The sequence below is a fragment of the Arthrobacter sp. SD76 genome, assembly GCF_049726125.1.
In the GTDB taxonomy this organism is placed as follows: Bacteria; Actinomycetota; Actinomycetes; order Actinomycetales; family Micrococcaceae; genus Arthrobacter; species Arthrobacter nitrophenolicus.
Map to the genome: position 1 here is coordinate 1,818,133 of NZ_JBNBLR010000001.1, position 24,620 is coordinate 1,842,752.

Here is a 24,620-nt window from a genome sequence, read left to right on the forward strand (position 1 = left end):
TACAATGACGGGTATGGGGACCATAGCCGCCAGGGCGGCCGGGCGTTGGCGCGCCCATGCCGTGGCATTGTCGTTGGCCGGAGCGCTGGGCTTGACGGGTGCGTTGGCGGGCTGCGGCCTGCTTGCCGAACAGAACGGGACGCCGCCACAGACAGCCTCGCAGCCCGCCACTGCCCGGCCTGGTACGGCCCAACCAACCGGGGCCGGGACACCGTCCCCTGGCGCCACACCCACGCCTGTTCCCACTCCCGGGAAGGGGCCGGCGTGCCCGGTGCTCCGGTGCACCTCTGTCCTGGTCACCGGCGACATGCTGGTCCACACCCAGCTGTGGCAGCAGGCGCAGCAGGATGCCGCCGCCGCCGGAAGTCCCGGCCTCGATTTTGTGCCGCTGCTGGAGGGCCAGCGCCGCTACATCAGCAGGAGCGATCTTGCCATCTGCCACCAGGAGACGCCGGTGGCCGGGCCGGAGGGGCCCTTCTCCGCCTATCCCTCCTTCAATGTCCCGCCGCAGATCATTTCGGCGTCAAAGGCGGTGGGCTACCAGGCATGTACGACGGCGAGCAACCATACCATCGACCGTGGCACCGACGGGCTGCTGCGCACCCTCGACGCCCTGGATGCGGCGGGGCTCAAGCACACCGGCTCATACCGCACGGAAAACGAGTCCCACAGGATCCTCATCGTGCAGACTCCGGCCGCCAAAGTGGCTGTCATCCAGGCTACGTACGGACTCAACGGACTGATCCCCGAGTACCCCTGGCAGGTGGACATGCTGGACGCACCGGCCATGATTGCCAAGGCGGAGAAGGCCAGGGCACTGGGCGCGGACATCGTCCTGGGCGCCATGCACGCAGGCGACGAATACGCCAGCGCACCGAATGCCCAGCAGCAGGAGATTGCCCACGCCCTGGCTGACAGCGGCCAGTTCAACCTGGTGTACGGGCACCACACGCACTCGGTCCTGCCGATCGAAAACTACAACGGAACCTGGATCGTCTACGGGCTGGGCAACGGGGTCACGGAACTCTCGCCCTGGTATGTCGTGAACAACGAGGGCCTGCTGGTCCGGGCACAGTTTGGGCAGGACGGTTCCGGTAAGTGGAGCGTCACGGACCTCGCCTGGGCGCCGTCGGTCATTGTCCGTGATCCCTACCGCTGGTGTTCGGTGGCTTCGGACGCGCCGCAGGGTCCCTGCGCCGGGCAGGAAGCTGACGCCGCCACCCGGCAGCGGACGCAGTCAGTGGTGGAGTCGATGGGGGCTGCGGCTGCCGGAGCCCATGAACTCCTCATCAGCCGCGAGCCGTAAGCCTTGTCAGCGGGGACGCCGGGCTGCGTGTTCCCTCGCCAGCACGGCATACCTGTCGTCCGGGTGGCCCGGCTCGAAGGTTCCATACCTGCGCTCCGCCGCCGTACGGATCAGGAAATCCGCGATGGCCGGGTTTTTCGGCAGCAGCGAACCATGCAGGTAGCTGGCAACAATGTTCCGGTAGCGGGCCCCTTCATGTCCGTCGCTGCTGTTGTTGCCCGTCCCCTTGGCGGTGGTGCCCAGGGGGCGGACACCCTCTCCCAGGGTGGTCTGGCCGCTATGGTTTTCGTACCCGAGGACTTCGCCGAACTCGGGCGTGGAGACTTTGACGTTACCGATCAGCCGCTCATCGGTGCCGTGGGTCTCAACGTCCAGGACGCCGATGCCGGGGATGACGGCGCCGGTGCGGGTCTTGAAGAACCGCCCGAAGAGCTGGTACAGGCCGCAGATCAGCAGCATGGGCGCGCCGTCCTCCGCCAGGCCCTTCAGCTCCGCGGCCCGTGCCTGGAGGTCGTCCTGGATGACGAGCTGCCCGCTGTCCTGGCCGCCGCCGCCCACAATGATGTCCACGTTGGCCGGGAACGGGTCGCCCACGTTGTACTCAAGCAGCTCGGGCGTGTAGCCGTGCCAGCTGATCCTGCGCTGCAGGACAAGGGCGTTGCCCCAGTCGCCGTAGATGTTCATGTCCCGCGGGTAGAGCTGGACAACGCGGAGCGCACCCTTGCTTCGGTCTCCAGCCGCTTCTGCGGAGGGTGTTACCAGACTCACGAGACAACCTCCACGGTGGTGATCTTGGACAGTTCGCGGCGGATGGCCAGCATGGCGGTGTACGTGCAGAAGATCCGCTTGGGCTTGCCCGAAGCTTCCCGGATGAAGGCGGCCAGCGCCGGCGCGATCTCGGGCTGGACTGATCCGAAGGGGACCTCGTCATACTGCAGCCGCAATGCCATGTCGTAGGCACGGGATCCGGTGAGCTGGTCCACGCCTTCCGCCCGCAGGGAATCGAACTCCACGTCCCACAGCCAGGACATGTCCCGGCCGTCGGCGTAGTTGTCATTGATGGCTATCATCGTGGCGTAGCCGCCCGCCGGGAACGACTTCAGGCCGAGCCGGAAACCGCTGGGGTTCTTGACCAGCACCAGGTCCAGGGGCTGGCCGTCCACGGTCAGGCTTTCGCCGCGGCCGAACGCCGGTGCCACCTGGGACAGGGCCGCCAGCAGCGTTTCGTGGTCCGCGGTAGCGGCGCCTCCGCCGCAAATGCTCCTGGCCAGGGTCAGGGCGGCCGCTGCATTAAGATGTTGTACACGCCGCGGAGCTTCATCGCCGTGGTGACAGTGCCGCCGTCGTACTCGAATTCGGCGGTGTCGGCACCCACCTTGCGGAGTACGACGTCGGCCGCCGGCTTCTCCGGAAGGCCGGCCGGGGCGGGACTTCCGGGAGCGGCGCGCATGTCGTCGTCGTTGGGGAACGTACCCAGCAGCGACTCGTCCAGCCCGAAGTACTTCACGTCCTGCCCGGTAAGGGTGTCGGCGATCCTTGCGACCCTTGGGTCCTCGCGGTTCAGGACCACCGTGCCGGTGGTCTTGGCTGCGATCTGCTGGAGCAGCTGGGCTGTCTTGTCGATCTCACCGAACCGGTCCAGCTGGTCCCGCAGGACATTCAGGAGCAGGCAGTAGCGGGGCGGGACGCTGTTGACGAAGTGGACGGCATGGGCTTCATCGAGTTCCAGGACAGCGATATCGGCATCGAGCCTGCCGCGCCAGTCCACCTCACCCAGCAGGGCGGCTGCGACGCCGCGGGTGAAATTGCTGCCGGTGCGGTTGGTGAAAACCTTGAGCCCCTGGCTCTCCAGCAGTTCCACCACCATCTTGGTGGTGGTGGTCTTTCCGTTGGTGCCGCTTACCACCGCAACGCCATGGGGGAGGGTGCTGAGCGTCCGCCGCATGAAGCCGGGATCGATTTTTTCGACCACCAGGCCGGCAGGGCGGAGCCGCCGCCCCGGAGCCGGGTGGCCCGGCGGACCAGCTTGCCGAGCGGAACACTAAGGGAAAACATGTTTCGAATATATCCCAGCAACGGCATGCAACCGCCGCGGGGTGTTCCCCGCGGAGCGGGCGGCAGGGCCCGGGCCCGTATGCTGGATGGATGACAAATTCCCCTTCCGCCGATTCCGCGCGCGTTGGTGCAGGCCTGCGGATCGGCGTCCTGGCGCTCCAGGGTGACTTCCGCGAGCACCTTCGCGCCGCCGAGGCCACCGGCGCCGAAGCCGTAGGCATCCGCCGGCCCAAGGAGCTGGACGGCCTGGACGGGCTCATCATTCCCGGCGGCGAGTCAACCGCAATCGACAAGCTCGCGCGGGCCTTCGACCTGGCCGAACCGCTGCGGGAGCGCATTGCCGAAGGACTGCCGGTCTACGGCTCCTGCGCCGGCATGATCCTGCTGGCCTCGGACATCGCCGACCCCGCCACCGACCTCTCCGGCGCCCCGCAACAGACCTTCGGTGGCCTGGACATGACGGTCCGCCGCAACGCCTTCGGCCGGCAGCGGGACTCGTTCGAAACGGACCTGGATTTCAAGGGCCTGGACTTCAGCGCCACGGATGCGGGCGTTCCGCCCGTCCACGCCGTGTTCATCCGGGGCCCCTGGGTGGAGCGGGTGGGCCCGGACGTTGAAGTGCTGGCGCAGGTGGAACCCGCGGAGCCGGAGCATGCGTCCCACGCTGTCCCCCTGCCCGGGACGGCTAGAATTGTTGCAGTGCGTTCGGGCCAGCTGCTGGCCACCTCCTTCCACCCGGAAGTGACTGGGGAAAAACGCGTACACGAACTCTTTATCCGGATGATCAGAGGAGAAGCGTAAAGCATGTCAGGCCACTCCAAATGGGCGACGACCAAGCACAAGAAGGCGATCATTGACAGCCGCCGCGCAAAGTCGTTCGCCAAGCTGATCAAGAACATCGAAGTCGCAGCCCGCATGGGCGGGCCGGACCTCGCCGGCAACCCCGGCCTGGAACTGGCAGTCACCAAGGCGAAGAAGACCTCGGTCCCCAACGACAACATCGACCGCGCCATCAAGCGCGGTGCAGGCCTCACCGGTGAAGTGGTGGACTACACCGAGATCATGTACGAGGCCCGCGGACCCCAGGGCTCGGCGCTGCTGATCGAGTGCCTCACGGACAACAAGAACCGTGCCGCCTCCGAGGTGCGCCTGGCCATCTCCCGCAACGGCGGCACCATCGCCGATCCCGGCTCCGTCAGCTACCTCTTCACCCGGAAGGGCGTGGTGACGCTGCCCAAGAACGGCCTCTCCGAGGACGACGTCCTGATGGCGGTGCTCGATGCCGGCGCCGAGGAAGTCAAGGACAACGGCGACAGCTTCGAAATCCACTCGGAGCCCGGCGACCTGCCCGCCATCCGCGAGGCCCTGAAGGAAGCCGGCATCGAATACGACACCGACGAAGTCGAGTTCGTGCCCTCCATGCAGGTGGACCTGGACCTCGACGGTGCCCGCAAGTTCCTGAAGCTCTCCGACGCGCTCGAGGACCTCGACGACGTCCAGAACGTCTACACCAACGCCGACCTCAGCGACGAAGTCCAGGCCGCCCTGGAATCAGAGTGACGTCCGGCCTTGCCTGCTGAACAGGGCCCTGCCGCCCGCGTCCGGCACGCGTGACCCTGCGCGTGCTGGGGGTGGACCCCGGCCTCACCCGCTGCGGGATCGGCGTCGTTGACGTCGAGCGGAACCGGCGGGCCACCATGGTGGCCGTCGGCGTGGTCGGGACCTCCCCGGAGGAGACCCTGGACCAGCGGCTGCTGGTGATCGCCACGGCCATCGACGAATGGCTTGACCGCTACGAGCCCCAGGTCCTCGCCGTCGAACGTGTCTTCTCGCAACTGAATGTCAGTACCGTGATGGGCGTGGCGCAGGCGTCCGGTGTGGTGATCGCGGCGGCAGCCCGCCGGGGCATCCCCGTGGCCCTGCACACGCCGTCGGAAGTCAAAGCCGCGGTGACGGGCAGCGGCTCGTCCAACAAGGACGCCGTGACCAAGCTGGTCACCAAGATCCTTCGCCTGGACGCGCCGCCACGACCCGCCGACGCTGCCGACGCCCTGGCCCTCGCCATCACCCACGCCTGGCGGGCCGGAAGCGGCGCGGCGTCCGCCACCACCGGTCCCGGCAGCTCCTCGCTGACACCGGCCCAGCAGGCCTGGGCAGCGGCCGAGGCAAAGGCGCGGCGTGCCCGCTGAATGTCCTGGCCCCTTGCTAGGGTATTCGTAGATATGTTCGGATAGCCGGTCCCTGCAGGGGAGCCGGCCTACACCAGGAGCCCCGGCCTTGATCAGTTTCCTCCGCGGAACCGTAGCGCACGTAGGCCTGTCCACGGCCGTCATCGACCTCAACGGCGCCGGCATGAGCGTATTCGCCACCCCGCAGACCCTCAGCGGACTGCGCACCGGGGAGGAAGGGAAGCTGTTCACGTCCCTGATTGTCCGGGAAGACTCCCTGACCCTCTTCGGATTCGCCACCGATGACGAACGGGAAGTGTTCGACGTGCTCCTCAGCGTCAGCGGCGTCGGGCCACGGCTGGCCCTTGCCGTCCTGGCGGTCCACGATCCCGAGGCCATCCGGGTTGCCGCGCACACCGGCGACAGCAAGACCTTCACCAAGGTCCCCGGCATCGGACCCAAGGTGGCGGGCCGGATCGTCCTGGAGCTGGCCGGGAAACTCGTTCCGCACGGCACCGCCGGTTCCGCAGCCGCCCCCACTGCCGCCGAGGCAGCATGGAAGCCCCAGGTGGTGGCGGCGATGACCAGCCTCGGCTGGTCTGAAAAGGACGCCTCATCCAGCATCGACAAAGCCCTGGCGGATGAGCCGGAAGTATCCTTCCGCGGCAACGTCCCCGAAATCCTTCGGACCACGCTGCGCTGGCTGGGCCAGGACGGCGCCCGGGCGGGCAACCGCGTAGGCAGCCGTGGCTGAACCGTCACTGGTGGCGGCAGGGGAGGAGCCGGAAGAGCGTGCCATCGAAGCCGCCCTCCGGCCCAAGAACCTGGACGACTTCGTGGGCCAGCACCGGGTGCGCAAGCAGCTGTCCCTGGTGCTGAAAGCCTCCCGGATGCGCGGCCGCAGCGCGGACCATGTGCTCTTTTCCGGCCCGCCCGGCCTTGGCAAAACCACCCTCGCCATGATTGTCGCGTCCGAGATGAACGCCCCGCTGCGCATCAGCAGCGGCCCGGCCATCCAGCACGCAGGCGACCTCGCAGCCATCCTGTCCTCGCTGTCCGAAGGCGAGGTGCTCTTCCTCGACGAAATCCACCGCATGTCCCGTCCGGCCGAAGAAATGCTGTACATGGCCATGGAGGACTTCCGGGTGGACATCGTGGTGGGCAAGGGGGCCGGGGCCACGGCCATTCCGCTGGAACTGCCGCCCTTCACCCTGGTGGGTGCCACCACCCGGGCCGGCCTGCTTCCCGGACCACTGCGCGACCGGTTCGGCTTCACCGGGCACCTGGAGTTCTACTCCGTCCAGGAGCTGGAACTGGTCCTCCGCCGTTCAGCCGGACTGCTGGACCTCAAGGTGAACTCCGCCGGCTTCACGGAGATTGCCGGGCGTTCGCGCGGCACCCCCCCGGATCGCCAACCGCCTGCTGCGGCGGGTCCGGGACTGGGCCCTGGTCCACGAAATCGAGCAGATTGACGCCCGTGCAGCCTCCGCCGCGCTGGACATGTACGAGGTGGACAAGAAGGGGCTGGATCGCCTGGACCGGTCAGTCCTCGAGGCCCTCATCACCAAGTTCGGCGGCGGGCCGGTAGGGCTGTCCACCCTGGCCATCGCCGTCGGCGAGGAAACTGAAACTGTCGAAACGGTGGCAGAGCCTTTCCTGGTCAGGGAGGGCCTGCTGGGCCGCACGCCCCGGGGCAGGATTGCCATGGCACCGGCGTGGACGCACCTGGGCTACGCCATCCCGTCCGGCGTGTTTGCCCAGGAGCAGCTGGAGCTCTTCGATCCCGACTCCGACGCCGCCGCAGCATCCGACGGCTGGGCCCCGGAAAGCCAATAACAGGCTCCCTTCAGTTTTTCCCCTTAGACTGGTATGACGCTCGGCACGTCCGGGCCCGTGTTTCGCCGGCGCCATTCAACTGGCCGCCTCGGTGGGAAAGGGATTCCGTCAGGCATTTGCCTGGCAGTCCGGCCACCGGCGGAACGGGGCGGACGTTGCCGGAAAAATCGGTTCGGCACTTAAGGAACGGAATTCCCCTTGGATCCAATGTCAATTCTCCTGTTCGTCATGCTCGGAGTTTTCATCTTCATGATGTTCCGGCGCAATAAGAAGACGCAGCAGCAGCAGGCGGAGCTCCAGTCGAAGTTCGGCCCGGGCGTCGACGTGATGACCAGCTTCGGCCTTTTCGGCCGGATCGTCGCCGTTGACGAAGCCGAGAACAAAGTCACCCTTGAACTTTCCCCGGGCAACCTCGCCACGGTCCACCGGCAGGCTGTCACCAAGATCGTCGAACCCGTGGCCGTTGAGCCCATGACCGTTGAGCCGGAGCCCGCTGCGCCGGCCGTACCGGACGATGCCTCCTCCCTGACCGGCCGTGAGGGCGGCAGCACCGCCACCACGCCGGTGGAGACGCCCGACGAAACCCTCAAGCGCCTCAACGACGAGGGCAAGAAGGACAGTTAGTCCCGCTGAACGCATAACCCTCTACCGCTGCGGAATGCCGCCGGTGCTGGCCACAGCAGGCACCGGCGGTTCTTCCGTGATCAAGAGAAAGATCGACAATGGCACGAACTGGCCCCAAGAAACCAGGCCTCAGGGTCCTGGTCTGGCTCGGCGTAATCATCGCCGCGCTGACCGCTGTCCTGGCCGGCGGCACCCTCAGCGGGCAGGCAAGCTGGGCGCCCAAGCTCGCTCTGGACCTTGAAGGCGGAACCCAGATGATCCTGGCGCCGAAGGTCGAGGGCGGCTCGGACATCAACGAGGAACAGCTCAACCAGGCCGTGGCGATCATCCGCCAGCGCGTTGACGGCTCCGGTGTTGCCGAAGCCGAAATCAGTACCCAGTCCGGCCGGAATGTGGTGGTCAGCCTTCCGGGAACCCCTCCAGCCAGACACGCGACCTCATCCAGGCCTCCGCGGACATGAACTTCCGTCCGGTCCTTCTCAACGGTGCCGGCGCACCTGTTCCCGAGGAATCACGGGCGCCCGAGGACCAGCTGCCCAAGCCCACCGCGGAGCCGGCCAACAGCAGCGACATCAACTGGATCACCCCGGAAATCTACCGGCAGTTCGAGTCCCTGGACTGTGACAACCCGGCCCAGGATGAACAGGAACGCTCGGATCCGGCCAAGCCGCTGGTCACCTGCGAGCCTGCCACGGACACCACCCCGGCCATCAAGTACATCCTGGGTCCGGTGGAGGTCAAGGGCAGCAACATCGTCACCTCGTCCTTCCAGCTGCAGCAGGGCGCCCAGGGCGCCGTCACCAACGACTGGGCCGTGAACATCCAGTTCGACGACGAGGGCACCGCCAAGTTCAAAGAGGTCACCGAGCGCCTCAACCAGTTCTATGTGGCCGCCGGCGGCGAATCAGGCACCGACCCCAAAGCCCAGTTCGCCATCGTCCTGGACGACCAGGTGATCTCGGCGCCCCGGTCGCTGGCCGTCATCACCGACGGACGCCCGCAGATCACCGGCGGCTTTACGGAGCAGACGGCCAAGACGCTGTCCGACCAGCTCCGTTTCGGCGCCCTGCCCATCAGCTTCGAAATCCAGAGCGAGCAGCAGATTTCCGCCACCCTCGGCGGCGAGCAGCTGCGAATGGGCCTCCTCGCCGGCCTGATCGGCCTGCTGCTGGTGGTGGTCTATTCGCTCTTCCAGTACCGGGCCCTGGGCTTCGTCACCATCGCCTCGCTGGTGGTCGCGGGTATCCTCACCTACCTGGCCATCGCCATCCTCGGCTGGACGGAAAACTACCGGCTCTCCCTCGCCGGCGTCGCGGGCATCATCGTGGCGATCGGCCAGACGGCCGACTCGTTCATCGTCTACTTCGAGCGCATCCGCGATGAACTCCGCGAGGGCCGCGGCCTGGTGTCCGCCGTCGAAAACGGCTGGAAGCGCGCCAAGCGCACGGTCCTGGCCTCCAAGGCCGTGAACCTCCTGGCCGCCCTGGTCCTGTACTTCGTGGCCGTCGGCAACGTCCGCGGCTTCGCCTTCACCCTGGGCCTCACCGCCATCGCGGACCTCATCGTGGTGTTCATGTTCACGCATCCCACGCTGCAGCTGCTGGCCCGCACCAGGTTCTTCGGCGAGGGCCACCCGCTGTCCGGGCTCGATCCCAAGCGGCTGGGCGCCGTGCCGCTGTACCGCGGTGCCGGACGCGTCCGCACCCCGGAGGACAGGCCGGCGGCGGTCCGCGCCAAGAACGCGGGCGCGGCTGCCGAAGCCGAACGCAGGATGACCATTGCCGAACGCCGCCTGGCGGAGAAGCAGGAGCAGCTTGCCGGTTCCTCCAAGACGGCAGCGAAGGAGAACAAGTAATGTCAGGCTTCGCCAACTTCGGCAACGAGCTCTACACCGGAAAGCGCTCCTACGATTTCGTGGGCTCCAAGAAAATCTGGTTCCTCATCGCCGCCGTGGCGGTGGCCCTGTCCATCGTCATCCCGGCGGTCAAGGGCGGCTTCAACCTGGGCATCGAATTCCGCGGCGGCTCCGAGTTCACGGTCTCCAACGTTCAAACGACGGACGCTGCCCTGGGCGAGAAAGCCGTCACGGACGTCGTCGCGGGCAGTGTTCCGCGCGTCGCCAACGTGGCCGGGACCACCATGCGGATCCAGACCGACAAGCTCACGGACGATGAGACCCTCCGCATCAAGGAGGGCCTGACCGCGGCCTACGGCGTCACGGAAAACGAGGTGACGTCAACCTTCGTAGGTCCCACGTGGGGCGCGGACGTCACCAAGCAGGCGCTGATCGGCCTGGTGATCTTTGTCCTGCTGGCGGCGGTCCTAATGGCGCTGTACTTCCGCACGTGGAAGATGTCGCTCTCGGCCATCGCGGGCATGGCGGTGACCATGTTCATCACCGCAGGCGTCTATGCGCTGAGCGATTTCGAGGTCACCCCGTCAGCCATCATCGGCTTCCTGACCGTCCTGAGCTACTCGCTGTACGACACCGTGGTGGTGTTCGACAAGATCCGTGAGAACACCGCGGAGATCGACGCCTCCACGCGGCGCACCTTTGCCGAGGAGGTCAACCTCGCCGTGAACCAGACCCTGGTCCGTTCCATCAACACCATGATGGTGGCCATCCTTCCCGTGGGCGCCATCCTGTTCATCGGTGCCGGACTGCTGGGCGCAGGTACGCTCCGTGACCTGTCACTGGCCTTGTTCGTGGGCATCCTCATCGGCACGGCCGCCACCATTTTCGTGGGGGCACCCATGTACGCCTGGCTGCGGCAGAACGAGCCGGACCTGGTCAGGCAGGCCAAGCGCGTGGAGCACCGCCGTGCCGGCGCGGCCGGCCGGACGGCCTCCACCGAACCGGCCCAGGCCTGACCGCCGCATCATCCCAGTCGAGGGCCTGAAGACGGCCCCGGGCCGGACAGCGCAACCATCGCGCTGTCCGGCCCGGCACATTCAAGGGCCGGTTATAAAACTGCAGGGCGTGGGGAATAGACTGAAGTAATTAAAGCGGTGGTGAGGAGTGCTTCATTGGAAGAACGTTCGGCGTCGGCGCCAACGGCACAGGGAGACAAGAATCCTGCCGGTGTGCAAACAGGGCTGGCGGCATCGGCGCGCCCTGGTTCCTTGGTGCCCGTCGACAACTCCGGGTCCCGTGCCACGTTTCCGGGGCGCCGCGAACGTACCCGCTCCCGGCTTGCCCGCCTGACCGGGCGCAGCACAGCCACGTACTCGCCCATCCTCGAGCCGCTGCTGAGGACAGTCCGGGCCAACAATCCGAAAGAGGATTTTGACCTCATCCAGCGCGCGTTCGACGTGGCGGAGCGGAGCCACCGGGGCCAGAAGCGCAAGAGCGGCGACCCGTACATCACCCACCCGGTGGCTGTGGCCACCATCCTGGCCGAGCTCGGCCTGAGCGGCACCACGTTGGCGGCAGCCCTCCTGCACGATACCGTGGAGGACACGCCGTACACCCTCGATGACCTGAAGCGGGATTTCGGCCCGGAAGTGGCGATGCTGGTCGACGGCGTCACCAAACTGGACAAGGTGAGCTTCGGCGAGGCTGCGCAGTCCGAAACCGTCCGCAAGATGGTCGTGGCCATGGCCAAGGACATCCGCGTGCTGATGATCAAACTGGCCGACCGGCTCCACAACGCCCGCACCTGGCGGTTCGTATCCGCAGAGTCCTCCGCCCGCAAGGCACGCGAAACGCTGGAGATCTTCGCCCCGCTGGCCCACCGCCTGGGCATGAACACCATCAAATGGGAGCTCGAGGACCTTTCCTTCGCGGCACTCTATCCCAAGGTGTACGAGGAAATCGTGAGGATGGTGGGGGACCGCACCCCTGAGCGCGAGAAGAGCCTCAGCGTCATCCGCGACCAGATCACCGAGGACCTGCGCACCGCACGGATCAAGGCCACCATCACGGGCCGGCCCAAGCACTACTACTCGATCTACCAGAAGATGATTGTCCGGGACAAGGACTTCGACGACATCAACGACCTCATGGGGGTCCGGGTCCTGGTGGACTCCGTCCGGGACTGCTATGCAGCCCTTGGCACCATGCATTCGCGCTGGAACCCGCTGCCGGGCCGGTTCAAGGACTACATCGCGATGCCCAAGTTCAACATGTACCAGTCGCTGCACACCACAGTGATCGGCCCGGGCGGCAAGCCCGTGGAAATCCAGATCAGGACCCACGAGATGCACCGCCGCGCGGAATACGGTGTGGCGGCGCACTGGAAGTACAAGGACCAGCCCAACCGCACCGCCGTCGGCCCCGGCAGCCCCCGCGACGGCGACATGGGGTGGCTGCGGTCCCTGGTGGACTGGCAGCAGGAGACGTCAGATCCCGGTGAGTTCCTCGATTCGCTCCGGTTCGAGATCAACGCCCGCGAAGTGTTCGTCTTCACCCCCAAGGGTGAGGTCATGGCACTGCCGGCAGGCTCCACTCCCGTCGATTTCGCGTACGCCGTGCACACCGAGGTGGGGCACCGGACAATTGGCGCCCGCGTCAACGGCAAGCTGGTGCCGCTCAACAGCGAGCTGAACCACGGCGACTGGGTGGAGATCTTCACCTCCAAGGCCGAGGGCGCCGGTCCCAGCCAGGACTGGCAGCACTTCGTCAAGAGTGCCCGGGCCCGGAACAAGATCCGGCAGTGGTTCAGCAAGGAGCGCCGCGAGGAAGCGATCGACCGCGGCAAGGAACTGCTGACCCGGGCAATGCGCAAGCAGAACCTTCCGCTGCAGCGCCTGATGACCCACGAGGCATTGGCGGCCGTGGCCGAAGAGTTCAAGTACGTGGACATCTCCGGGCTCTACGCCGGTGTCGGCGACGGCCACACCTCCGCGCAGGCGGTCATGGAGAAACTCGTCGAAAGCCTCGGGGGGAAGGAAAGCGCCGACGACGACATCACCGAAGTCAGCATCCCCACCCAGGTCACCAAGGCACGTTTCTCGGACTCGGGCGTCGTGGTCCGCGGCGTCGGCGACGTCTGGGTGAAGCTGGCGCGCTGCTGCACCCCCGTTCCGCCCGACCCCATCCTGGGCTTCGTCACGCGCGGATCCGGGGTATCCGTGCACCGCACGGACTGCACCAACATCTCCGACCTCAAGGACCAGCCGGACAGGATCGTGGACGTGGACTGGGCGCCCACCCAGTCCAGCGTGTTCCTCGTGGAGATCCAGGTGGAGGCCCTGGACCGCAAGTCGCTGCTGTCCGACGTGACCCGGGTGTTGTCGGAGAACCACGTGAACATCCTGGCCGCCAGCGTCCACACGTCCACGGACCGGGTGGCCATCTCAAAGTTCGCCTTCGAGATGGGCGACCCCAAGTACCTGAGCCACGTCCTGAGTGCCGTCCGCCGGATCGACGGCGTCTTCGACGTCTACCGCACCACCGGAAACAAGCGCAGGAGCTAGGGAAGCGAGCTTCTCCAGCGCAGCCCTCTTGTGCGGAACCCGCGGCGAGGCCTCTATCGCAAGGACCAGCAGCCGCAGCCGCACGTCCTGCTGGGGGCGTGCCAGCAGCGCCGCAAGCGCAGGAATGGCGCGCTCCGCCTCCACGTGCAGTGCCACGTCCAACGCCGTGCGGAGCGGGCTGGAGACCATCAGCCCGCCCAGGCTGACGACGTCGAAGGGGCCCAGCCTGACCTCATGCAGCGTGCAGCCGCGCGTGTTGCGCAGGCTTGAGACACGCCGTTTGGCATCCACCAACAACGCAAGCCGGTCCGGCTCCGCCGCGCACCCGTAGATCCAGGCCGCCGTCATCCGGCCTGCCACGACGCGCTGCCTGACCGCCTGGGGAACACCGCCCGCGGCGGCCCGCGCCCGCAGCTGGGGCGAGCCCTGCACTTCCGGCAGGGTGTAGCCGTTGTGGTGGAGCCGGGCGAGCAGGCCGTCCGCGGCGAGGGACTGCAGTTCCGGACCGGCGAAGGGCATCCCCGGCGCATACAGTTCGGGGAAGCGGGGCGCCTGGCTCCCCGCTGGGTGGTCAAGGCCTGGGCAGCAGGGGAAGCCGGTGATGTCGCCATCCATCCATCCTGCCCCTTGGCGTTAACGGCCGCAGGCCCGGTTCCGGTTATGTGGATAACCGGGACCGGGCCTGCGCGTTGCGGGTGGCGCGGGGTCAGGAAAGCTCGCTGGCCGACCGCTGGATCTGGTCGAGCCAGGCCTGGCGCGCCTCGAGGGCTTCCCGGGCAGCCTTGATCTTGCGCTGGTCGCCGCTCTTCTCGGCTGCCGCCAGGTCCTCCTGCAGACCGGCGATGGCCGATTCAAGCTGGGACAGCGCGCTGTTGGTGCGTGCCTTCCGCTCCGGGTTGGACCGCTGCCACTGCTCTTCCTCGGCCTGGCGGACAGCGTCCTCCACCTTGCGAAGCCCGGCTTCGATACGGCCCATGTCCGCACGCGGAACCTTGCCGGCTTCCTCCCAGCGGTCGCGGATGGACTGCAGGGCCTTCTTGGCGGCTCCGAGGTCCTTCACCGGGAGGATGCCGTTGGCTTCCTCCAGAAGGGCTTCCTTGACGGTGAGATTGGCGGCGTATTCCTGGTCGATCTCGTCGTTCGCGGCCTGCCGGTTGGTGAAGAAGACATCCTGGGCAGCACGGAACCGCGCCCACAGGGCGTCGTCGTCCTTGCGGCTGGCCCGCGGGGACGCCTTCCACTGGTCCATGAGGCGCCGGTATTCACCGGCGGCGAAGCCCCAGTCGGTGGACGTTGACAGTGCCTCGGCTTCGGCAATCAGCTTTTCCTTCGCAGCCTTGGCTGCGGAGTTGTTGCTGTCCAGCTGCGAGAAGTAGGCGCGGCGGTGCCGGTCGAAGACGGTGCGGGCTGCCCGGAACCTCTTCCACAGGGCGTCCTCGTTGCTGCGGCCCAGCCGGACACCGCTCTTCTGCGCGGCTTTCCAGCTCTCGAACAGTTCGTTCATCCGTGCGCTGGACGTCTTCCACTGCGTCTGGGCCGGGTCCTGGCCGGAAATCTGTTCCGCTTCGGCAACGATGGCCTCACGGGCGGCCAGTTCGGACGCACGGACGGCCTCGTGCTCGGCCTTCTCCGCCTTTTCGAGTTCGGTGATCTGCGTGGTGAGTGTGTCCAGCCGTGCCTCGGCCGCACGGAGGTCTCCCACCATGTTGCGCTCGGCGAGCTGCTCCCGCAGGTGGGTCACGGTCTTTTGCATGTCGGTGCTGGGGGCCTTCGAGCTGACGCGCTGTTCCAGCAGGACGATCTGGGCCACGACGTCGTCGTATTTCCGTGCGAAGTACGCCAGCGCCTCGTCATCGCTGACGCCCGGGTACTGGCCCACGGGGTGCTCGGCGCCGTCGATGGTGAGGAAGACATGTCCGTCGCCTTCCACCCGGCCCCACTTCGAAGCCTCGGCCAGGGATGTGGCGGGCGGAGCCTGGACGGGCGCCGCTGCGGGAGCGGCAGCCGCCGGCTTGGGGCGGGATGCGAAAGCCGCGGGCGACGGAGCAGAGGGGCGGGGCCCCGGGGCGGGTGCAGGGGCTGGAGCAGCTGAGGCAGCGGGAGCGGGCGGCGCATCCACCGCGGGAGCGGTGCCGGTTGCTTCGTCCTCAGCCACCGCTGCGGGCGCGCCGGCCGGTTCCTGGCCGTTCTCTGCCGCGGGGGCTTCCGTTTCCGGAGTGCCCACTGCCGGGGCTGCGCCGTCCGTGGTGGCCTGGGCCGTCCCGGTCAGTTCTGCTGCTGTTTCGTCGGATTTCTGACTGTCTGTCACCGCTAAAAGTCTTTCGCTTGGAGGGAATACTTCCGTACTGCACCGCGGCCGCGGGCCGGGCTCCTACTTCAGAGAAAACGAGTCTATCGTGACTGGTTGCACAGGTGCGCCGTCCGTGTCACTGGTGACGGGAGTAATCCCGGCGGCGGCAATGGTGGATACCACGTCCAGTCCGGAGGTCACCTTGCCCACCACCGTGTAGCCGCCGGCGCTGTCCGCGGGGATGGTGGTGTCCTTGTAGACGATGAAGAACTGGGTCCCGTTGCCGTAGGCGTTGTTGCCTGTCCGGGCCACAGCGATGGTCCCGGCAGGGTAGGTGTTGTCCGCGGGGGTGTTTTCCAGGGACCCCAGGTGTAGTTGGGATCGCCCTTGCCGTCGCCGGTGGGGGAGCCGCACTGCATAACGCCGAAAGCGTCGCCGGTGGTCAGGCGGTGGCAGGTTTTTCCGCTGTAGTAGCCCTCGTCGCTGAGGGACTTGAAGACGGCGGCGGCCTGCGGTGCGCTGGTGCCGTCCAGCTCTACGCCCAGGGGGCTCCCGTTCAGCACCAGCTCGCCGGTAAACGTCTTTCCGGCGGCGGTATCGGCCGCCGGAATGTTGGGGCCGTTGGTGGCCTGCGCAGACGGAGTGGCGGAAGCCGACGGGCTGGTGAGGCCGGCCTCGGCCGCAGCGAATTCATCCTCTGTGGGGTTGCCGGCAAAGGCAGTGAGCTGGAGCACGACGGCGAGGACAACGGCGGCGGTTCCGGCGCCGGCGGCCACGAGGTTGTCGCGCTTGCGCCGCTTCTCCTGGTCCCGCCGCAGCTCGCGCTTGGCCTCCATCTGCTGGATGCGCCGTTTGGCTTCGCGGGCACTGCGTGAACTGGCCGGCAAGGGTCCTCCTCATAGTCGGGCTGCTGCACTGCGGCCAACAGGGCCGGCAGCACAGGTTTTTTGGCGGCCGGGCCCTGCCGCCCGTGCGCATTAGAGATGCACACCGATGACGCATAAACTGACTGCCGCACATAGTTTATGCATGACTGGCTGGACTGCCGCCGATCGGCGCCCGCAACGGGCGGAAAGCGGCCAGCATCCGGCGCTTTAAGAGGAGAACTTCCATGGCACGCACCGCCTCCCTGTCCGGATTCCCCGAGTGGCTTCCCGAGGAGCGGCTGGTGGAACTTCATGTCCTGGACACGCTGCGGCGGGTTTTCGAGCTTCACGGCTTCGCCTCGATCGAGACCCGTGCCGTGGAGACCGTGGGGCAGCTGCTGCGCAAGGGCGAGATCGACAAGGAAGTGTACGGCCTCAGCCGCCTCCAGGAGGATGACAGCGACAACCCGGTCAAAGGGGGCAAGGCCGACCCGCACGCGCTGGCCCTGCACTTCGACCTCACCGTCCCGTTTGCCCGCTACGTGGTGGAAAACGCCGGCTACCTGGCCTTCCCGTTCCGGCGGTACCAGATCCAGAAGGTGTGGCGCGGCGAGCGTCCGCAGGAGGGGCGTGCCCGCGAGTTCACCCAGGCTGACATCGACGTGGTGGGCGACGGCGAACTGCCGTTCCGGTACGACGTCGAGATCGCCCTGGTGATCGCCGAAGCGTTGAGCGCGCTGCCCATCCCTGACTTCCGGCTGCGGATCAACAACCGGAAGCTGGCCGAAGGCTTCTACCGCGGCATCGGCCTGGATGACACCGCCGGTGTGCTCCGCAGCATCGACAAGCTCGAGAAGATCGGGCCTGAGAAGGTGGCCGAGCTGCTCAAGTCCGAGCTGGGTGCCACGGATGAGCAGGCGCGGAAGGCACTGCAGCTGGCCGCCATCCGGACGGAGGACACTTCCTTCGTGGCCCAGGTGCGTGCGCTCGGCGTGTCCAACGAGCTGCTTGATGAGGGGCTGGATGAGCTGGAGCAGGTCATCGACGCCGCCGTCCAGCGTGCCCCGGGCAAGGTACTGGCAGACCTGAGCATCGCCCGCGGCCTGGACTACTACACCGGCACCGTGGTGGAGACCGTCCTGGTGGGCCACGAGCAGCTGGGTTCCATCTGCTCCGGCGGCCGGTACGACGCCCTCGCCTCGAAGGGCAACCGGAAGTTCCCCGGCGTCGGCCTGTCCATCGGTGTCACCCGGCTGGTGTCCCGCATCCTCAGCCAGGACCTGGCCAGGGCTTCACGCTCGGTCCCCACCGCTGTCCTGGTGGCCCTCACCCATGACGACAGCTGGGGTGCCGCGCAGGATGTTGCGGCCCAGCTGCGCAGCCGCGGCATCCCCACCGAGGTGGCGGCCAAGGCGGAGAAGTTCGGCAAGCAGATCAAGTTCGCCGACCGGCGCGGCATCCCGTTCGTGTGGTTCACGGACGACGACGGCACCCACCAGGTGAAGGACATCCGAACCGGCGAGCAGGTGGTGGCAGCCCCCGAAACCTGGATGCCGCCGTCGGAGGACCTTTCGGTGCAGGTGGCCAGCGCGGAGCCCGCCGCCGTTTAGCCGGATTGCCCGCAGCAGGGGCCGCCATGGGGCGGCGGTCCCTGTCCAGCGGGTAAACTCGGACAGGACTGTTCCTGCAACGGTCCTTTTATATCTCCCACAGTTTCCCCCTGATCTCTCTAGAAAGGCGTGCTGTGCTGCGCACACATGACCTCGGATCCCTTCGTTCCGAGCACATTGGACAAACCGTAACCCTGGCCGGCTGGGTGGGCCGCCGCCGTGATCACGGTGGTGTGGCATTCGTGGACCTGCGCGACGCTTCCGGCGTGGCCCAGGTGGTGGTCCGCGAGGAAGAGGTCTTCCACGGGTTGCGCAACGAGTACGTCCTGCAGGTCACCGGCACTGTGTCCAAGCGCCCCGAGGGCAACGAAAACCCGGCCCTGGCCACCGGCGACATCGAGGTCATGGCGGACAAGGTGGTCATCCTGAACACCTCCGACCCCCTGCCGTTCCAGATCGACGAGCACGTGGAGGTTGGCGAGGAAGCCCGGCTGAAGCACCGCTACCTGGACCTCCGCCGCCCCGGCCCCAGCCGCAACCTCCGGCTGCGCTCCGAGGCAAACCGGGTGGCACGCGAACTCCTCCACAAGGACGGCTTCGTGGAGATCGAGACGCCCACGCTGACCCGCTCCACCCCCGAAGGCGCGCGCGACTTCCTGTTCCGGCCCGCCTGGCGCCCGGTTCCTGGTACGCGCTGCCGCAGTCCCCGCAGCTGTTCAAGCAGCTGCTGCAGGTGGGCGGCTTCGAGAAGTACTACCAGATTGCCCGCTGCTACCGGGACGAGGACTTCCGCGCCGACCGCCAGCCGGAGTTCACCCAGCTGGACATCGAGGCGAGCTTCGTTGACCAGGACGACATCATCACCCTCGGCGAGAACATCGTCCAGGCCGTGTGGCGCCTCATCGACGTCGAGATCCCCACGCCCATCCAGCGGATTACCTACGCGGACGCCATGGCCCGCTATGGCTCGGACAAGCCGGACCTGCGTTTCGGCCAGGAACTGACCGAGCTGACGGAGTTCTTCAAGGACACCAACTTTGGCGTGTTCAAGGCACCGTACGTCGGTGCCGTCGTCATGCCCGGCGGCGCCTCGCAGGCCCGCCGCGCCCTGGACGCCTGGCAGGAATGGGCCAAGCAGCGCGGCGCCAAGGGCCTGGCCTACGTCCTGTACAAGGAAGACGGCGAGCTGGCAGGTCCCGTTGCCAAGAACCTGACGGACGCCGAGCGCGCTGGCCTGGCCGACGCCGTCGGTGCCAAGCCGGGCGACTGCATCTTCTTCGCCGCCGGCGAGAAGACTCCGTCCCGCGCCCTCCTCGGTGCGGCACGGGTGGAGATCGGCCACCGCACCGGCCTGATCAACCCCAGCGACTGGGCTTTCTGCTGGGTTGTCGACGCCCCGATGTTCGAACCGGCAGCCGCCGCGGTTGCTTCCGGCGACGTCGCGGTCGGCGCCGGGCAGTGGACCGCCGTGCACCACGCGTTCACCTCGCCCAAGCCCGAGTTCCTGGACACCTTCGACAAGGATCCCGAGTCTGCACTGTCCTACGCGTACGACATCGTCTGCAACGGCAACGAGATCGGCGGCGGCTCCATCCGTATCCACCAGCGCGACGTGCAGGAACGCGTCTTTGAACTGATGGGCCTGGACAAGGAGGACGCGCAGACCAAGTTCGGCTTCCTGCTTGAGGGCTTCAAGTACGGCGCCCCTCCGCATGGCGGCATTGCCTTCGGCTGGGACCGCGTTGTCTCCCTGCTGGCCGGCGTGGATTCGATCCGCGACGTCATCGCCTTCCCGAAGTCCGGCGGCGGCCATGATCCGCTGACCGACGCGCCGGCCCCGATCACGCCGCAGCAGCGCAAGGAAGCCGGCGTCGATTTCAAGCCTGAGGCAGTCAAGCCGGCCGAGGCCAAGAAGGCTGAAGCAATCGCGAAGTAAGCACGCACCAGCTGCATGACAGGAGGCTTCCCGGCCGCGCCGGGGAGCCTCCTGCCATTAATGAAGGAGGTCCTGTGGCCACAGGTGTGACCGGCATACATGCGGGCCCGGCCGGCGGCGCTGCTGCCTGGGATGTTGAGGCAGCAATGGACGCCGCCTGGCCAGCTATGGAACGGCACTCGGCCGGCGGCTGGGTGTTCCGTGCCGCCGGCGGGGTCACCCAGCGGGCCAACTCGATCTGGCCACGGCATCCCGGCGGTACTGAAGTGCCGCCGGCGCTGCTGCGGGACGCGCGCGCCTGGTACAGGGCGCGCCGGCTGCCGGTGATCTTCCAGGTGCCCGCCGGCGCCCGGACAGCCGCGCTCGACGAGTTCCTCGACGCCGAAGGGTTCACCCGGCAGTCCGAGACGCTGATCATGACCCGAGGCCCCCTGCCCGATGCTCACACGCCGGAAGCTTCGGTGGAGATCCGCACCGACCCGTCGGCCGACTGGCTCAACGTGTGGTGGACAGTGGACGGACGGGGCGGCGCGGACGCCCTCGCCACCGCCACGGACATCCTCAAGGGCTGCCCGTCCCTGTACGCGCTGGTGAGGGACGACGCCGGCCGGCCGGCCGCCGTCGGACGCCTCGCCATTCCCGCTGGGGACACAGCCCCGCGGGGTGGGGACACGGCCCAGCGCGGCGGCATCTACTGCATGGCCACGCTGCCTGACGCACGCGGCCGCGGCTATGGCACTGCTGTCCTGCGCGCGCTGCTCCACGCCGGTTCCGTGCAGGGGCTGGACGGCTATTGGCTGCTGGTAACCGTCGCGAACCGGTCCGCCCAGGAGCTGTATGCCCGGGCCGGGTTCCGGGAAACCGGCCGCTACCTGTACCGGCAGGAACGGCCGCGGCACGCACTGACCGGCTGCTAGCGCTCACCGTTTCGACGGTTCCCTGCGCACTCGATGCTCCGAACCATCGAAACGGCAAGGAACCGTCGAATCGGCGGCGGAACTGGCCTACGGCGGGGCGTCCGTCACCTGCACCTTTACGGAGCAGGCGTCCGCGGCCGCCTTCCTCAGCACGGCCAGCCGCGGGTCGGAGACGTCGAGGTAGGGCAGCCGGGGCAGGCGCGCGTAGTCCCTCAAGGCAGGGTGCCCGAGGACCAGGTCAGCCAGGGCCCGGTCGCCGCCGGGGACCACATACTCGAAGGCTTCCGGGCCGAACACCTCCGCGGCCTGCTGCGCCACCGCTTCCACCAGCGCATCCGCCTCGTTGGACCTGCGCCGGGCAAACCTCTGCTGCGACTGGCCCCCTGCGGCTGTCCTGCCCTGGACGTACCGGGTTCCGGCCTTGGAAGCCAGCAAATCCCCTTCCGCCGCGACGCCGATGCCGTACCCGCCGCGCCTGACCAGGAGCAGGCCAAGCCGCCGCGGCTGCGCCGCGAGGCTGGCCAGCCGTTCCAAAGCGTCGGCGCCGCGGCCCGGCCGCCCGTCCGCCGGCCAGGGTGCCTGGAGCAGTGCGGAGGCGCCGTCGCCCGCCACCAGCCGCAGCCCGTCGTCGTCGTCCGAGAGACGGTACCCGCCATGGGACGCACCGAACCGCTCAGCCCAGCCGGCAACGCGGTTCCCCGGCACGAAGGCGGTCCGGACGGACAGGGGCCTGACGCCGGGGGAGTTCTGTGCTGTCATGGCGGCATCCTTCGGGAGATGGCTGGCGGCGGGAAAGCCGGGCGGGTCCAAGTAGCCTATCTATGTGGAAGATCTCTTCGGGCACGGGCCGGGCAACGACGACGACGGCGACGACGGTGCGCCTGCCGCACGCCGGAGTGCCGGGGGAGCGGGCAGTGCCTCCCCGCGCGGTCCGCTCGCCGTCCGGATGCGTCCCCGCACCCTCGATGAAGTAGTCGGCCAGCAGCACCTCCTGGGCCAGGGCTCGCCCCTGCGCCAGCTCGCTGCCGGGGCCGGAGCGGACACGTCCGGCCCTGCAGGACCCAGTTCACTGATCCTCTGGGGGCCGCCGGGCACCGGAAAAACCACCCTGGCGCATGTCATCGCCCGCGGTCCGGGCCGGAAGTTCGTGGAGCTCTCAGCCATCACCGCCGGGGTCAAGGACGTCCGCCGGGTGATGGACGAGGCCCTCACCGCCCGCGACCTCTACAAGACCACCACCGTCCTGTTCCTGGACGAGATCCACCGCTTCAACAAGGCCCAGCAGGACGCGCTGCTTCCCGGCGTCGAGAACCGCTGGGTGGTCCTGGTGGCCGCCACCACGGAAAACCCGTCGTTCTCGGTGGTCTCCCCGCTGCTGTCACGCTCGCTGCTGCTGACCCTCAAGCCGCTCACCGACGCCGACATCGAAGGGCTCCTGGTCCGGGCGGTGCAGGATCCTCGCGGCCTGGACGGCAAGGCCGAGCTCGATGAAGAGGCGCTGGCCCACCTGGTCCGGCTGTCCGGCGGCGACGCCCGGCGCGCACTGACCGCCCTGGAGGCGGCTGCGGGCGTGGCCTTCGGCGATGCCGATGACGCCGCCGGCGACGGCCCGGTGAAGGTGGAACTCAAGCACACCGAGCGGGCGCTGGACGTGGCAGCCGTCCGCTACGACCGTGCCGGCGACCAGCACTACGACGTCGCCAGCGCCTTCATCAAATCCATCAGGGGATCCGACGTCGACGCCGCGCTGCACTACCTGGCCCGGATGCTCGAGGCGGGGGAGGACCCGCGCTTCGTCGCCCGGCGGATCGTGATCTCCGCCGCGGAGGACGTGGGCATGGCCGATCCCACCGCGCTGCAGACAGCCGTTGCCGCGGCGCAGGCGGTCCAGCTCATCGGCATGCCCGAAGGCAGGATTATCCTTGCGGAGGCGGTGGTCCACCTTGCCACGGCGCCGAAGTCCAATGCCGCCTACATGGGCATCAACCAGGCCATCGCCGACGTCCGTGCAGGCATGGGCAACGGCATCCCGGCGCATTTGCGCGACTCGCACTACCCCGGTTCCAAGCAGCTGGGCCACGGCCTGGGCTACAAGTACGCCCATGACGCACCGCACGCGGTGGCCACCCAGCAATACCCGCCGGATGACCTGGTGGGGAAGGACTACTACCGGCCGACGGGCAACGGTGCCGAGCGGGACATCGCGGTGCGGCTGGAGCGCCTGCGGCGGATTGTCCGGGGGAAGTCGCCCATGGTAGGATGGATGTTTGTCTGGCAAGGCACGGACGCACAATCCCCTTGAATTTCCTTCGAGTAGGTTATGCCCTGTGCCCAGTAGCAAAAGGCAGCGGTTGGCCGATGCTCTCCATCGTGGAGGCCAGTAACACTGACACACCGCAGATATTGGAAGGACACAAGTGGCTAACAACACTCGTGCTCGCCGTCAGGCCCGCCTCTCGCGGTCCCTCGGCATCGCTCTGACCCCCAAGGCCGCCAAGTACATGGAGCGCCGCCCGTACGGCCCCGGTGAGCATGGCCGTGCCCGCAAGAAGCAGGACTCCGACTACGCCGTACGTCTGCGCGAAAAGCAGCGCCTGCGCGCCCAGTACGGCATCCGCGAAGCACAGATGACCCGTGCCTTCGAAGAGGCCCGCCGCACCAAGGGCCTGACCGGTGAGAACCTCATCGAACTGCTCGAAATGCGCCTTGACGCCCTGGTCCTGCGTGCCGGCTTCGCCCGCACCATCGCCCAGGCCCGCCAGCTGGTTGTGCACCGCCACATCATGGTTGACGGCGTCCGCGTTGACCGTCCGTCGTTCCGCGTCGGCGAGGGCCAGCTGGTCCACGTCCACAGCCGCAGCGAAACCATGGTTCCGCTCCAGGTCGCAGCAGCCGGCGCCCACCGCGACGTCCTGCCTGCCGTCCCCGCTTACCTGGACGTCAAGCTCGAGGCACTGCAGGCCCGCCTGGTCCGCCGCCCCAAGCGCTCCGAAATCCCGGTGACCTGCGAAGAGCAGCTCGTCGTCGAATTCTACGCACGCTAATCCCAAGCAGCGTATCCAAAGAAGCCCGTGGCAAGCGCCGCGGGCTTCTTTGTATGTAAGGTACTTGGGGGACATCTGCAAGAACGCGCTTCCTGGGCGCGCGCAAGATGGACCAAACCACAGAATTCGAGGAGATGAACGTCTATGTCTGGTGGCGATATCGCCGGCCTGATCGCTGCCGGGGTATTTGCGCTCCTGGTGCTGCTGCTTGCCGTGCCCATCCTGAAACTTGGGAAGGTGTTTGACGAGGTGCGGACGGCCATCAGGTCCATCAGCGACGGCGCCACGCCCCTGATGGATGAGGTCACCGCCACGGTCTCCACCACCAACCAGCAGCTCAAGAAGGTGGACGGCATCTCGTCCAACGTCTCCGACGCGTCCGCGAACCTCTCCGCGCTGTCCTCCCTGGTTGCCGCCACGGTAGGGTCGCCGCTCATCAAGGTGGCGGCGTTCAGCTACGGTGTGCGCACCGCGCTGTCCAACCGCAAGAAGCCCGCTGCCGGCCGCCGCAGCCGCTAGATCCAGAAAGAACCGGAAATGAAACGACTTG

The 24,620-nt window shown here is 67.5% G+C and carries 17 protein-coding genes and 5 pseudogenes; 16 read left to right on the top strand and 6 right to left on the bottom strand.

The features are described 5' to 3' along the window. The first annotated feature begins 13 nt into the window (after window positions 1-13). The gene (locus tag ACPEE0_RS09100; RefSeq protein WP_424574390.1) at window positions 14-1,306 is read left to right on the top strand and encodes a CapA family protein; all 1,293 of its coding nucleotides are present in this window, start codon (window positions 14-16) and stop codon (window positions 1,304-1,306) included. Between the two features lie 6 nt (window positions 1,307-1,312). Here the strand turns inward: ACPEE0_RS09100 and ACPEE0_RS09105 are convergent, their stop codons facing one another. Further along, window positions 1,313-2,074 carry a type 1 glutamine amidotransferase gene (locus tag ACPEE0_RS09105; protein ID WP_424574391.1) on the bottom strand — a complete coding sequence of 254 codons (762 nt, stop codon included), beginning with the start codon at window positions 2,072-2,074 and terminating at the stop codon, window positions 1,313-1,315. After that, window positions 2,071-3,361 (bottom strand): annotated as a pseudogene (locus tag ACPEE0_RS09110) (MurT ligase domain-containing protein). Before ACPEE0_RS09110 ends, ACPEE0_RS09105 begins: the two are co-directional and overlap by 4 nt. A 90-nt stretch (window positions 3,362-3,451) precedes the next feature. On the opposite strand from ACPEE0_RS09110, the gene pdxT reads away from it, so the two are divergent. From pdxT to ACPEE0_RS09155, 9 genes and pseudogenes are all read left to right on the top strand, one after another. Next, window positions 3,452-4,162, top strand: a complete 711-nt coding sequence (pdxT, locus tag ACPEE0_RS09115; protein WP_424574392.1) for a pyridoxal 5'-phosphate synthase glutaminase subunit PdxT — start codon at window positions 3,452-3,454, stop codon at window positions 4,160-4,162. 3 nt (window positions 4,163-4,165) lie between these two features. Beyond that, window positions 4,166-4,921 carry a YebC/PmpR family DNA-binding transcriptional regulator gene (locus tag ACPEE0_RS09120; RefSeq protein ID WP_133347236.1) on the top strand — a complete coding sequence of 252 codons (756 nt, stop codon included), beginning with the start codon at window positions 4,166-4,168 and terminating at the stop codon, window positions 4,919-4,921. Window positions 4,922-4,971: 50 nt separating this feature from the next. Beyond that, complete coding sequence (gene ruvC / locus ACPEE0_RS09125; RefSeq protein ID WP_009357444.1) at window positions 4,972-5,550, top strand: crossover junction endodeoxyribonuclease RuvC; 579 nt, start codon at window positions 4,972-4,974, stop codon at window positions 5,548-5,550. An 88-nt stretch (window positions 5,551-5,638) separates the two neighbouring features. Continuing rightward, window positions 5,639-6,283 carry a Holliday junction branch migration protein RuvA gene (gene ruvA, locus ACPEE0_RS09130; RefSeq protein WP_009357443.1) on the top strand — a complete coding sequence of 215 codons (645 nt, stop codon included), beginning with the start codon at window positions 5,639-5,641 and terminating at the stop codon, window positions 6,281-6,283. After that, window positions 6,276-7,365, top strand: a pseudogene (gene ruvB / locus ACPEE0_RS09135) (Holliday junction branch migration DNA helicase RuvB). The gene ruvA and the pseudogene ruvB overlap by 8 nt, the downstream one beginning before the upstream one ends. A gap of 207 nt (window positions 7,366-7,572) precedes the next feature. Then, the gene (gene yajC / locus ACPEE0_RS09140; RefSeq protein WP_009357441.1) at window positions 7,573-7,989 is read left to right on the top strand and encodes a preprotein translocase subunit YajC; all 417 of its coding nucleotides are present in this window, start codon (window positions 7,573-7,575) and stop codon (window positions 7,987-7,989) included. Between the two features lie 98 nt (window positions 7,990-8,087). Next, window positions 8,088-9,844 (top strand): annotated as a pseudogene (secD, locus tag ACPEE0_RS09145) (protein translocase subunit SecD). After that, window positions 9,844-10,860 carry a protein translocase subunit SecF gene (secF, locus tag ACPEE0_RS09150; protein ID WP_009357438.1) on the top strand — a complete coding sequence of 339 codons (1,017 nt, stop codon included), beginning with the start codon at window positions 9,844-9,846 and terminating at the stop codon, window positions 10,858-10,860. Before secD ends, secF begins: the two are co-directional and overlap by 1 nt. Before the next feature lie 156 nt (window positions 10,861-11,016). Then, window positions 11,017-13,407, top strand: a complete 2,391-nt coding sequence (locus tag ACPEE0_RS09155) for a RelA/SpoT family protein (protein WP_133347226.1) — start codon at window positions 11,017-11,019, stop codon at window positions 13,405-13,407. On the opposite strand, the gene ACPEE0_RS09160 is transcribed toward ACPEE0_RS09155, so the two are convergent. From ACPEE0_RS09160 to ACPEE0_RS09170, 3 genes and pseudogenes are all read right to left on the bottom strand, one after another. Continuing rightward, window positions 13,288-14,022: a hypothetical protein gene (locus ACPEE0_RS09160; RefSeq protein ID WP_424574393.1), complete on the bottom strand. Its 735-nt coding sequence runs from the start codon at window positions 14,020-14,022 to the stop codon at window positions 13,288-13,290. The genes ACPEE0_RS09155 and ACPEE0_RS09160 overlap by 120 nt on opposite strands. A 91-nt stretch (window positions 14,023-14,113) precedes the next feature. Next, entirely contained in the window at window positions 14,114-15,715 is a 1,602-nt protein-coding gene (locus ACPEE0_RS09165) for a DUF349 domain-containing protein (protein ID WP_407709493.1), read from the bottom strand. A gap of 63 nt (window positions 15,716-15,778) precedes the next feature. Continuing rightward, window positions 15,779-16,584: pseudogene (locus ACPEE0_RS09170) on the bottom strand (peptidylprolyl isomerase). A 224-nt stretch (window positions 16,585-16,808) separates the two neighbouring features. On the opposite strand from ACPEE0_RS09170, the gene hisS reads away from it, so the two are divergent. The 3 genes and pseudogenes from hisS (at window position 16,809) to ACPEE0_RS09185 (ending at window position 21,026) form a co-directional block, all read left to right on the top strand. After that, the gene (hisS, locus tag ACPEE0_RS09175; RefSeq protein WP_354175989.1) at window positions 16,809-18,173 is read left to right on the top strand and encodes a histidine--tRNA ligase; all 1,365 of its coding nucleotides are present in this window, start codon (window positions 16,809-16,811) and stop codon (window positions 18,171-18,173) included. 134 nt (window positions 18,174-18,307) lie between these two features. Then, window positions 18,308-20,109, top strand: a pseudogene (gene aspS / locus ACPEE0_RS09180) (aspartate--tRNA ligase). 74 nt (window positions 20,110-20,183) lie between these two features. Continuing rightward, complete coding sequence (locus ACPEE0_RS09185) at window positions 20,184-21,026, top strand: GNAT family N-acetyltransferase (protein WP_424574394.1); 843 nt, start codon at window positions 20,184-20,186, stop codon at window positions 21,024-21,026. Window positions 21,027-21,113: 87 nt separating this feature from the next. Here ACPEE0_RS09185 and ACPEE0_RS09190 read toward each other — a convergent pair whose 3' ends face one another. Next, window positions 21,114-21,785: an acVLRF1 family peptidyl-tRNA hydrolase gene (locus ACPEE0_RS09190; RefSeq protein ID WP_424574395.1), complete on the bottom strand. Its 672-nt coding sequence runs from the start codon at window positions 21,783-21,785 to the stop codon at window positions 21,114-21,116. A gap of 64 nt (window positions 21,786-21,849) precedes the next feature. Between ACPEE0_RS09190 and ACPEE0_RS09195 the strand changes: the two genes are divergently transcribed. The 3 genes from ACPEE0_RS09195 to ACPEE0_RS09205 all read left to right on the top strand — a co-directional run bounded on the left by ACPEE0_RS09195 (window position 21,850) and on the right by ACPEE0_RS09205 (window position 24,589). Beyond that, window positions 21,850-23,328, top strand: a complete 1,479-nt coding sequence (locus ACPEE0_RS09195; protein WP_424574396.1) for a replication-associated recombination protein A — start codon at window positions 21,850-21,852, stop codon at window positions 23,326-23,328. Window positions 23,329-23,443: 115 nt separating this feature from the next. Next, entirely contained in the window at window positions 23,444-24,070 is a 627-nt protein-coding gene (gene rpsD / locus ACPEE0_RS09200; RefSeq protein WP_009357431.1) for a 30S ribosomal protein S4, read from the top strand. 144 nt (window positions 24,071-24,214) lie between these two features. Then, complete coding sequence (locus ACPEE0_RS09205) at window positions 24,215-24,589, top strand: DUF948 domain-containing protein (protein WP_009357430.1); 375 nt, start codon at window positions 24,215-24,217, stop codon at window positions 24,587-24,589. The last annotated feature ends 31 nt before the right edge of the window (window positions 24,590-24,620 follow it).